This window comes from Bacillus sp. F19 (assembly GCA_023823795.1).
Lineage (GTDB): Bacteria > Bacillota > Bacilli > Bacillales > Bacillaceae > Bacillus_P.
Genome location: CP085710.1, coordinates 513,312 through 524,669 on the forward strand (window position 1 = coordinate 513,312; position 11,358 = coordinate 524,669).

At 40.5% G+C, this 11,358-nt stretch carries 10 protein-coding genes and 1 pseudogene; 10 read left to right on the forward strand and 1 reads right to left on the reverse strand.

The window, feature by feature from the left end:
• Positions 1 to 180: 180 nt before the first annotated feature.
• Entirely contained in the window at positions 181 to 960 is a 780-nt protein-coding gene (locus LIT25_02780) for an SDR family oxidoreductase (GenBank protein USK34344.1), read from the reverse strand.
• A 628-nt stretch (positions 961 to 1,588) separates the two neighbouring features.
• Between LIT25_02780 and LIT25_02785 the strand changes: the two genes are divergently transcribed.
• The 10 genes and pseudogenes from LIT25_02785 (at position 1,589) to LIT25_02830 (ending at position 11,357) form a co-directional block, all read left to right on the forward strand.
• The gene (locus LIT25_02785) at positions 1,589 to 1,936 is read left to right on the forward strand and encodes a flagellar basal body rod protein (protein USK34345.1); all 348 of its coding nucleotides are present in this window, start codon (positions 1,589 to 1,591) and stop codon (positions 1,934 to 1,936) included.
• 24 nt (positions 1,937 to 1,960) lie between these two features.
• On the forward strand, positions 1,961 to 2,605 hold the full coding sequence (locus LIT25_02790) for a PspA/IM30 family protein (protein USK34346.1): 645 nt from the start codon (positions 1,961 to 1,963) through the stop codon (positions 2,603 to 2,605).
• A gap of 78 nt (positions 2,606 to 2,683) precedes the next feature.
• The gene (gene liaF / locus LIT25_02795; protein USK34347.1) at positions 2,684 to 3,415 is read left to right on the forward strand and encodes a cell wall-active antibiotics response protein LiaF; all 732 of its coding nucleotides are present in this window, start codon (positions 2,684 to 2,686) and stop codon (positions 3,413 to 3,415) included.
• Positions 3,412 to 4,452: a sensor histidine kinase gene (locus tag LIT25_02800; GenBank protein USK34348.1), complete on the forward strand. Its 1,041-nt coding sequence runs from the start codon at positions 3,412 to 3,414 to the stop codon at positions 4,450 to 4,452. Before liaF ends, LIT25_02800 begins: the two co-directional genes overlap by 4 nt.
• Positions 4,445 to 5,077: a response regulator transcription factor gene (locus LIT25_02805; GenBank protein USK34349.1), complete on the forward strand. Its 633-nt coding sequence runs from the start codon at positions 4,445 to 4,447 to the stop codon at positions 5,075 to 5,077. The genes LIT25_02800 and LIT25_02805 overlap by 8 nt, the downstream gene beginning before the upstream one ends.
• 478 nt (positions 5,078 to 5,555) lie before the next feature.
• The gene (locus LIT25_02810; protein USK34350.1) at positions 5,556 to 6,815 is read left to right on the forward strand and encodes an amidohydrolase family protein; all 1,260 of its coding nucleotides are present in this window, start codon (positions 5,556 to 5,558) and stop codon (positions 6,813 to 6,815) included.
• Positions 6,787 to 8,025, forward strand: a complete 1,239-nt coding sequence (locus LIT25_02815) for an amidohydrolase family protein (protein ID USK34351.1) — start codon at positions 6,787 to 6,789, stop codon at positions 8,023 to 8,025. Before LIT25_02810 ends, LIT25_02815 begins: the two co-directional genes overlap by 29 nt.
• A 340-nt stretch (positions 8,026 to 8,365) precedes the next feature.
• Positions 8,366 to 9,055 (forward strand): DUF2306 domain-containing protein, encoded by a 690-nt coding sequence (locus LIT25_02820; protein USK34352.1) that lies wholly within the window; start codon positions 8,366 to 8,368, stop codon positions 9,053 to 9,055.
• A gap of 263 nt (positions 9,056 to 9,318) precedes the next feature.
• A pseudogene (locus tag LIT25_02825) lies at positions 9,319 to 10,287 on the forward strand (putative 2-aminoethylphosphonate ABC transporter substrate-binding protein).
• A gap of 62 nt (positions 10,288 to 10,349) precedes the next feature.
• On the forward strand, positions 10,350 to 11,357 hold the full coding sequence (locus LIT25_02830; GenBank protein ID USK34353.1) for a putative 2-aminoethylphosphonate ABC transporter ATP-binding protein: 1,008 nt from the start codon (positions 10,350 to 10,352) through the stop codon (positions 11,355 to 11,357).
• Position 11,358 lies beyond the last annotated feature (1 nt).

Genomic DNA, 11,358 nt, shown 5'->3' on the forward strand with positions numbered 1-11,358 from the left:
TTTCTTTTGAGAATTCAGTATCCTGCTTCTTGTTGTTGGGATATTTGTTCTTCGATTCACGATTATCGTTGCGGTTAGTCAAGGTTACCCCTCCTTTAGTACAGTTTAGAGGTTTATTTTGGTCCAAAACAGGCATTTTTATCCGAAAAAAAACACCTTCTGTTTAGAAGGTGCAGCAGGTTAAAGCAATGATTCTGCTCCATCAATATAGACTTCTGTGCCAGTAATATGACTGGATAAATCGGATGCAAGAAAATAAACTAGATCTGCCACTTGTTCAGGCGAGCCTGCTTTCTTTTCTAAAGGCTGCTCACCCTCTGGAAACTCGACTGGAATCTCTACCTTTTTTATGTTTTCTTCTTCTGCAAAGGTATTGCTGTCGATGTTTGTTTCAATGGCTCCAGGACAGATCATATTGACGCGGATTTTATATCCTGCAAGCTCCAGGGCAGCCATTTTTCCAAATCCGACCTGGCCTATTTTTGACGTGCTGTAGGCTGACCGGCCAAATCCTCTGTATAAGCGGTTGCCATTAATAGAGCTGGTAATGATAATGCTGCCGCCTTTTTCTTTCATATACGGAATCGCATATTTGACACTCAAAAATGTACTCCTTAAATTCGTGTTGATTGTTTGATCCCAGTCCTCTGGAGTAAGATCCTCAATCGGGGTCCATCTGCCGTTAATCCCCGCGTTTGCAAACACGATATCGATTTGCCCCCACGTGCTGATGACTTTTTTGTAGCTGCTCTCCATTCGTTTTGCATCGGATACATCACACTCAACAATGATGGCCTCTCCGTTTTTAGCTTCAATCACAGATTTCACTTTTTTGGCATTTTCCTCTTTTATGTCCAGAAGAGCTATTTTTGCTCCCTGTTCTGCAAGTTTTATCGCGGCAGCTTCACCAATGCCGGAGCTTGCGCCAGTAACAATCGCTACTTTGCCAGATAGATTCATAATGGGGACAGCCTCCTTAATATTGCACTTTTCTTGTTATTATCCCCTTATTGCCAAATAAGGAAACCACTTTAAAAAAAGGGCTGTGACCAGCTGTTTTATGTATGGAAGATCTGACATAGTGAAGATCCCGCCATTAATACCGTTGTGTTATCTGATTTCACAGCATGCACCTTCTGCATTTCAAACGCATTGGGAACGAAGTGAAAATCAATCTTTGTAAAGGTAATAAAAGAAAAAAAGGTACTTCTCATGGAATGTACCTGTTTTTTGTTAAGCGCCTTTTCTGATAGGTTCATGCTGCTTTTTATCCTTAAAAAGGAAATTGGCAACATGGTTTGTTTTTAATGGGATAAAAATAAGTAATCCAATAAAATATTGCTTTTTCACTAAAATGCCTTCTGTAGTTACATAGTTGAATGTTCATTATGATAACAAGGAAAGAAGTATCGGACAAGAGGGAATTTTTAAAATTATATAAAACTTTAATATATTAGGCGAAATTTTGTTGAATCATGCCAGTCTCAGGTCTGCTACGCCTCAAGTCTTAGTACAAAATAAAGCTCAGGCTCGTTATGAGAAAACAGCAGGGAAGGTAGGATAGAGATATAGAAAGGAGGAACAGAAAATGAAAAAATTCGGTTTATTGATCGCAGGGGGAATAGCAGCCATAGTCCTGCTTGCAAATCTTGCCCCAATGCTGGCACTGGCCATCAGTCTGGTTATCCTTTATTACTCGTATAAAGGATTCATGAAGACTGATTCAACTGGAATGAAAGTTTTCTGGGCAATCGCCGGAATCATTGCCTTATGTGCGTCGGCATCAAATCTTCCAGCCGTACTTGGCGCAGCCGCAGCTTACATCCTTTATGTTGTCTATAAGAAATGGAACAACAAAGAAAAGACTGCTTTTAAAGAATCAAACGACCCATTCACAAATTTTGAAAGACAATGGGCAGAAATGAAAAAAAATTAATAATTGAAAGAGGAGAGGTAAAAAATGAGTAATTTATTTACAAGAATTAAGGAAACAATCACGGCAGATTTTCACGAAATTCTGGATCAAAAAGAGCAAAAAAACCCAATCTCTTTGCTGAATCAATACTTAAGAGAATGCGAGCAGGAAACTGATAAGGTCCGAAAGCTTGTGGAAAGACAGTATTTATTAAAAGAAGAATTCACACGCGAATATAAGCAGGCAGAGCACCTTACTGAAAAACGCAAGCGCCAGGCAGAAATTGCGGCACAGGCCGGCGAGACAGAACTGCATGAATTTGCAGTGAGAGAACATGAACAGTATCAGGAGCGTACAGTAAGACTGAGCGAATCCCTAAAAGAAGTAACCCGTCAATTAGAAGATCTTGAACGCAAGTATGAAGAAATGAAGCATAAACTAAAGGACATGTATATCAAGCGCATGGAACTGATGGGCCGTGAAAATACAGCACGCGCCACTCACCGCATGAACAAAGTATTAGACAGCCGCAGCTATTCGGCTGGTTCGTATGGCCGCTTTGATGAGATGGAAAACTATCTTGAGCGCTTAGAGCATCAGGTCAATACAGGCTATCACCGCAATACAATTGATGGTAGAATTGCACAGCTTGAAAAAGAACTTAAAAAAGAAGATTCTATTGCACAATAAAAACATGGTATTCTAAAGAAGGCGTAGATTTCTGCGCCTTTTTAAAACAAAATCGAAACGGAAAGGAGGTAAGCCCATATGCTCAAAAAAGCGAACGCTGATATGATGACGTATATTTTACTCATTGGAATAGTGCTGCTTATGCTTGAAGTCCTGTTTGATCATGGAGGGCTTATCTTTTTTCTGTTTTTCTCATCAATCTGCATATATCTTGGGAAAAAACGCCTTGCCAGGAAAACGGGAAAACTTCTCTTTTGGTTTGGCTTAATTAGTTTAGTTATCACGGTCATGAATTTATGGGCAGTAAAATTTTTGATTTTCGCTTTCGCCATTTATTTATTATTTCAATACAGGCAGTCTAAAAAAACGCCCGCCGTTATTACACCTGAAATTAAAGAATCCATTTCTCTGCAAAAAGAAGATGTTGTTTATAAGAAACCACTGTTCGGCAACAACGTTTTTGGCCAGCAGACTTCTGCAGAAGAAATCTATGAATGGAATGATATTAATATCCAAAGCGGAATCGGAGACACGATCATCGATCTCAGCAACACCGTATTGCCGAAGGAAGAATGCATCATTGTGATCCGGAATGTCATCGGAAATGTGAAAATCCTTCTCCCGTATGAGCTTGATGCAGCTTTTCAGCATTCTTCATGGGCCGGAGCTGTATCCATCTTTGAACGTCGTGAGCCAAAGGTTTTTAATCAGGTTGTTTCGTATCAGACAAAAGGCTACGAGGATGCCGTGCAAAAGGTAAAAGTGGTGACATCTTCGATAGTTGGTGATCTAGAGGTGAAAAGGATATGAGCAGCATTTTTCGGCAAATGGCTTTAGGTGCAGCCATTTCTTTTTCCGTTCTCATCTTCTTATCTGCCAGTTTTTTTGTTATGTTTCCGCTTGATGACTGGAGCATTTTATGGAAAAGCGAAATGCTGGATCTTCCTTTTATCTATTTTGTTCCTGCAGTCAGTCTTTTAATTGGCTTGTTTCTCGGCTTTCTCTCGGGGATTTTTCTGCGAAGCGATATTGCACAGCTGTCGGATGGACTTTCACAGCTGGAGCAGGGAAAGTATGTAGATGGCGCTTTTAGCCGAAAGTCAGGAGAGTTTGAAAAAATTTGGATTCATCTGCGCAATCTTCAAAAGCACATGACAGAGCAAACAAAGCTTTCTCAAAAGCTTGCAAATGAAAAAGCGGAAGAGCAGGAAAAGCGCATTCAAAAAATTGTTTCCGAAGAGCGCAACAGGCTTGCAAGGGAGCTTCATGATTCAGTTAGTCAGCAGCTTTTTGCCGCATCCATGATGATGTCGGCAGTCAATGAATCAGCTGATCATCGCAGTGAGGCAGATAATAAACAATTAAGCATGGTCGAGCAGATGATTCATCAATCTCAGCTGGAAATGAGGGCCCTTCTTCTGCATCTCAGACCGGCTGCCCTAAAGGGGAAAACGCTTCATGAAGGGATGCAGGAGCTGTTAGAAGAGCTGCAGCAGAAGGTTCCGATGGAGATCTCATGGAAAATGGAAGAGATGAAGCTTGATAAAGGAATTGAAGATCACCTTTTCCGCATTCTGCAGGAATCTGTTTCAAATACACTGCGCCATTCAAAAGCAGAAACACTTGAAGTGCTTTTTATTCAACGGGATGAACTGATTTTGCTTAGAGTGATGGATGATGGAGTAGGATTTAAAGTAGATGCAGCTAAGACAGGAAGCTATGGTCTGCAGAATATGCACGAACGTGCAGCACTGCTTGGAGGCACGATGAAAATAGTGAGCTTCCCCGGAAAAGGAACGAAGCTTGAGGTTAAAATACCAATTGTAAGGGGTGAGAATAATGATTAAAGTTTTATTTGTAGATGATCATGAAATGGTGCGGATTGGGGTATCATCCTATTTAGCCGCTCAAAGCGACATCGAAGTAGTCGGCGAAGCTGATAACGGCTTTAAAGCAATCGAACTTGCGCTCGAGCTCCGGCCTGACATTATCTTAATGGATCTTGTCATGGAAGGAATGGACGGGATTGAAGCAACCAGACAAATCATCGAGAACTGGCCGGAAGCCAAAATCATTATTGTCACTAGCTTTTTGGACGATGAAAAAGTGTATCCTGCTCTAGAAGCAGGCGCGACAAGCTATATGCTGAAAACATCTAAAGCAAGCGAAATCGCAAATGCAGTCCGGAATACGTTTCATGGACAATCTGTTCTTGAACCAGAGGTCACTGGGAAAATGATGATGAAAATGCGTCAAAAACCTGTTCATAACCCTCATGATGAGCTGACCGCCAGGGAAATGGAAATTCTGCTGCTCGTTGCAGAAGGAAAAACGAATCAGGAAATTGCAGATGAGTTATTTATAGCATTAAAAACAGTGAAAACACATGTCAGCAATATCTTAAGCAAGCTCGGCGTGCAAGACCGCACACAAGCCGTTATTTATGCATTTAAACATTCCCTTGTACAATAAGGCTTGCAGGGATACATAGAGTGAGGACAAAGTGCAGATCTCAAAAGATTTGCGCTTTTTTTGCAGACAATAAAAAGATTTGGGACTTTAGTTTTATCTTTTTATACCGATAGTAAGGATAGAATGGCATTTTTATTGATTGAAAGTTTGAGAGCTGCTTATTCTCAGCTAGTTCCGCGATATAAATACTTTGCCTGATTTCCCATAAGATATAAAAAGACCAATATACTTGCCGTGACAAAGCTAATCCAGATAGAGGCAATAGAGGATTGATAAAAAAGAGCTGCCGTCCCCGCCGCCCAACCAGTTAATGAGCAATATGGCAGGTAAGCAGGAATTTCCTTGGCTTAATGCTGTTAACTATTTAATGGTAAATGATGTTACGCTAGAATAAGAGGAATAAGTGGCTCAGGCGAAAAAGCGCTCTGGGTCACCCTTCGCGGTTAATAGAAAAAATCAATATGGGAGGAACTTTATAGTGAATACATTTTGGCTGAAAAATGTCAGGCTTGAAACGGGTTTTAAAAAAGAAAATGGCGAAGTTACAGGGACCGTTGCACAAGAGTTCCATTTGAAAATAGAAAATGGAAAATTAAAGTCTATGACAGCAGATGAGAGCGAGATCAAGAACTCTTTACCTGTTGTTGATGCAAAAGGAATGCTCATGCTGCCATCTTTTCGTGAAATGCACATTCATATTGATAAAACGTATTATAGCGGGCCATGGAAAGCGTGCCGTCCTATTACAAATGGCATTTTCACCAGAATAGAGGAAGAAAAGGAATTGCTTCCTAAACAATTTCCATTTGCTCAAAGACGCGCAGAGAAAATGATTGAGCTGCTGCTGCAAAATGGCCATACACATATCAGAACACACTGTAATGTTGAACCAACATCTGGCCTGAAAAATCTTGAAGTAACAGTAAGTACGCTAGAAAAATATAAAAAATTTATAACCTATGAAATTGTTGCCTTCCCTCAGCATGGGTTATTGCGAAGTGGCTCTGTGCAATTAATCAGGGATGCTATGAAAAATGGAGCAACACATGTAGGCGGAGTGGATCCAGCGACAATCGACCGAAATATTGAACAATCTTTGTGGACAACATTTGATATTGCGGCAGAACACAATGCAGGTATAGATATTCATCTCCATGAACCGAATTCATTAGGAGCCTTTACTTTTGAACGTCTTGCTGATTTTACGAAAGAAGCCAAAATGAAGGGGAAAGTGACAATCAGTCATGCCATTGCACTGGGTGATCTAGAAGGTCAGCCTCTCTTAGATATTATGAATGTATTAAAAGAACAAGAAATTGATATTACAACTACTGTTCCGATAAATCGTCCTACTATTCCAATTCCTGCATTAGATCAACATGGATTAAAAGTATCTGTTGGCCACGACAGCCTCACTGATCATTGGTCTCCATTTGGAACTGGGGATACAGTGGAAAAATTAAGTATTTTAGCGGAACGTTTCCGTTATATTGATGAATTTTCATTAAATAGATCTTGGAAATATGCCTCAGGCGGTGTCACTCCTCTTAATGATGCAGGTGAACAAGTGTGGCCGAAAGTTGGGGACCCGGCAGATTTTATCTTAGTGGATGCAAGCTGTTCAGCTGAAGCTGTAGCAAGAAGAGCACGAATTGAATCTGTCTATAAGAATGGGAATAAAGCAGATCAATCTTGCTTAGAAAGGAATGATGAACTTGAAATGGCTGAAGAACGTTAAATTAGAGGTGGGAAATCAGCTTAACGAAGATGGACTTATTGAAACGAAAACAGATCTATTCCATATTGGGATTAAAGAGGGAAGAATTATAGAGCGACTGCATCATACTGAAAGGATCTCAGAACAGGCAGAAGTGATTGATGCAAACGGATTACTTGTGATTCCAACCTTCAAAGAAATGCATAATCATTTGGACAAAACCTATCTATCTTTGGATTGGAAGGCTTGCAAGCCAGTAAAGAATCTAAATGAACGGCTCCATTTTGAAGCGCAGGAACTAAAAGAACTTGCACCGACGACGAAGCAAAGAGCAATGAGCATGATTGAAATGATCTTATCCAAAGGCTCAACCCACATCAGAACGCATGTAAACATTGATCCTTACATTGGTCTGAAAAATTTAGAAGGTGTTCTTGAAGCACTTGAGGAGTTCAAAGGAGTGATTACTGCTGATGTCATTGCTTTTCCGCAGCATGGATTACTGAGAGACGATGTTCCGCAATTAATGAGAAAAGCGATGAGAAATGGAGCTACAATGGTCGGAGGCCTGGACCCTGCTGGAATCGACCGCTCGATTGAGAAATCATTATATGAAACTATGGAAATTGCTGCAGAGTTTAACGCAGACGTTGATATTCATTTACACGATGGAGGAAACGCTGGGGTCTACACAATAGATAAGTGGATGGATTTCGTTGAAGAAGCGAACTGGCAGAACCGCTCTGCTATCAGCCATGCTTTCTGTATCGGAGAGGTTCCTGAAGTTCAGCAAAAAGCACTTGCAGAACGCTTAAGGGAAAATGGTGTCTCTATTATGTCAACCATTCCTCTTACAAAATCTTTACCGCCAATCGAGCTTTTAGATGCTCATGGCGTAGATGTCCACTTTGGCTGTGATGGTTTCTATGATTCATGGAGTCCTCATGGGAATGGAGATGTGCTTGAGAAGGTTCAAAAATATGCCCAAATTAGCCGCAGAATTGATGAGGTGTCGCTTCGGAGCACGTTAAAGTGGGCAACGGGAGGCGTAACAGCGTTAACAAATAAAGGAGAATATCTGTGGCCGAAAGCTGAAGATCAAGCAAATTTCATTTTCATAGAGGCTGCTTCCTCAGCAGAAGCAGTTGCAAGACGCCCAGATCGGAAAGCCATCATGATAAATGGGGAAATTGTATACGGCAGGTTAAGTAAATTAGAGTATTCAGTATGAAGCATATTCTTAAGACAAAGCCCATGTTTATCTATATGGGCCTTCTTTTTTGTGTCATTTTCTGGGGCAGTAACTTTATCTTTGGAGCAATCCTGGTAAACTATTTCCGTCCAATACAGTCGAATAAACGGAATGCCATGATATCGGCGGACCGGCTTGGCAATGAGTTTTTATGAAATTTTGGAAACAAAAGACAACGGAGACAATCCTCTTAAATATTGAAAGAAAGGCTGCGAATAAATTGCGCAGTCTTTTGGCATTGAAATAAGAAATCACTCTAATTATAAAAAATAAGAAAATAATGTAAATAAAGAAGTAAAATAAAAATGGAGGTGTTTCCGTGGAGTTTTTTCAATTATTTAAAATACTGCATATTATCGGGGGATTCGCTGCACTATTTGTCTTTTGGATTCCAATTGTAACGAAAAAAGGAGGCAAGGTACACCGGGTATCAGGGTGGATTTATACAGCCAGTATGATTGTGGTGGCTATAAGCGCTTTTTATATGGGCATTTACCGTATTTTTTTCGACGCCAATGCGAGTGCAGAGCTCATCTCTTTTTCATGGTTTTTAATTTTCATTGCGATTTTAAGCTCAGCAGCAGCTTATTATGGAATTCGCGTTCTCCGGTTTAAAAATCGGAAAGATCGGCACAGAAATGTACTCGATCTCATTTATCCATTGCTGCTTCTATCATCAGGAATTGGTATGTGTATTTATGGGATTGTTAATGACGTTGCATTGCTCACATGGTTTCCGCTTGTAGGAATCTTTCTCGGAATTTCTCAGCTGACATATTGGCTTACTAAACCGAGGCAAAAAATGCATTGGTGGTTTGAGCATTTTTCCGGCATGCTTGCCTGCTGTATTTCGACGATCACGGCGTTTATGGTATTTGGAGCTCCAAGGCTGCTTGCGATTGAATCAGTGAGTATTCTATTATGGTTTCTGCCGACAATCGTGATTACGCCTTTAATCGTCGGATTATCGGTTTTTTACAGGAAAAAATTTAAAAAGAAAGCTGCTTAAAAAGAACAGAGGGGCATGATCCCCTCTGTTTCTTTTTGATTTTAAAAGACAAAGGAATACAACAAAAAAGCACACAAAACAAATTCTTAACTCCACGTTAATATTTGCTTAACATTGTGGTTTTATATTGTATTTGTAAGAAAAAATACTAAACGGGGAGAAAAACAATGAAAAACCACATTCTTAAGCTTTTCGTTTTACTTATGTCTTTCACACTGTTAACTGCTTGCGGGTCAAATGCTTCAAATGGAGAAGCAAACAAAGAAGTAGAAGGTGAACTTACGGTTTACACTGCTATTGAAGAAGAACTTATTCCAGAATACTTAAAATCATTTGAAGAGAAATACCCGAATATCAACCTGAATATTGTCCGTGATTCAAGCGGAATTATCACAGCTAAGCTTTTAGCAGAAGGAAAAGATACTGAAGCAGATGTTGTTTGGGGACTGGCTGCCTCAAGTCTGCTTGCGCTGGATGGGAAGGAAATGCTGAAAGGCTATACTCCAAAGGATTCAGCTAAAATTCTTCCACAATTTAAAGATGACAATCAGCCTGAAAAATGGGTTGGAAACACCGCATTTATGACTGGGATTGTTGTAAACGAAGTGGAGCTTGAAAAGAAAAACTTGCCAATTCCAAAAACATATGATGACTTAACTAAGCCTGAGTACAAAGGGTTAATCGTCATGCCTCACCCTGCATCATCAGGAACAGGATATTTAACGGTCAATGCATGGCTGCAGATGATGGGCGAAGACAAAGGCTATGATTACATGGAAAAACTGCATGAAAACATCGGTACTTACACACATTCGGGGTCAAAGCCCGCTAAGCTATCTGCAGCTGGGGAATATCCAATTGGAATCTCATTAGTATATAGCGGTGTCACACAAAAACAAGATGGTGCCCCTGTAGATGTCATCTTCCCTGAAGAAGGCTTAGGCTGGGATGTTGAAGCGAATGGACTTATTGCTAAAAATGAGATGAAAAATGAAGAGGCTGCAAAAGCTTTCTTAGATTGGGCCATTTCGGAAGATGTAATGAAGAAATATTACGATGCAAATGGATTTTCAACAATGGAAAACAAGTTTGAAAAACCAGAAGCATTCCCTGAGGGTGTACAAGACAAAATGTACAAAGACAATGATCTGAATTGGGCTGCAGAAAACCGCGACATGATACTTAAAAAGTGGGAAGCAGAATTTGGTGAAAAAGCTGAACCAAAAGAGTAAGAAAATGAGGCTTTAGCGAGAACTTGGTTTCTCGCAAAGCCATTAGAAAGGCTGGTATAAAAATGCCGCATTCCTATCTGAAGGTTGAAGGAATAAGTAAAAACTTCAATCAGTTTACAGCTCTTAACAACGTATCTTTTGACATTAGCAAAAATGAATTTGTTTGTCTGCTCGGACCGAGCGGATGCGGAAAAACAACCCTGCTGCGCATCATTGCAGGACTTGAGGAACCTAATGCAGGCCGTGTTTATGTGAATGGCAAAGATATGACAGACTTGCCGCCGGCTAAACGAAACTTTGGAATCGTGTTTCAATCCTATGCGTTATTTCCTAATTTAACAGCTCTTCAAAATATCGAATTTGGACTGAAAACCCGCAAGTATCCGAAAAAAAGAGTGAAGGAAAAAGCGCTTGAAGCTTTGAATCTAGTAGATCTTCTGCATGTTAAGGACAAATATCCGGCACAGCTCTCAGGCGGTATGCAGCAGCGCGTTTCGCTTGCAAGAGCGATTGCACTTGAGCCGGATTTCCTGCTGCTGGATGAACCTTTATCAGCGCTGGATGCAAAGGTGCGTGAAAAACTGCGTTATGAAATTCGCACCATTCAAGAAAAGGTTGGGATCACAACCATTATGGTCACGCATGATCAGGAGGAAGCATTAACAATGGCTGATCGGATTGTCGTCATGAATCATGCACAAATCATGCAGGCTGGTACCCCGCAGGAAGTGTACCATCAGCCTAATCAGCCATTTGTTGCTAACTTTATCGGTTCTATGAATTTCTTGAATTCTGACGAAAATCACCTGATGGCGATACGGCCTGAGCATGTCCAGGTTACAAATGATAACGGAGCAAATGCAGTGATAGAAGCAGTTGAATTCAAAGGGCCTGTCTACAGGGTGAAGGTGAAAATTACAGAAACAGAATCGAAGCTATTCAATCAGAATTTGCTTGTTGATTTATCGGCCCATATGGCGCACCGCATGGATCTTTCGAAGGGGAAATCCTTGAAGATTACACTGCCAGATCATCGATTGTTAGCCTACAAAGAACAGGTGGTTGTCTAAA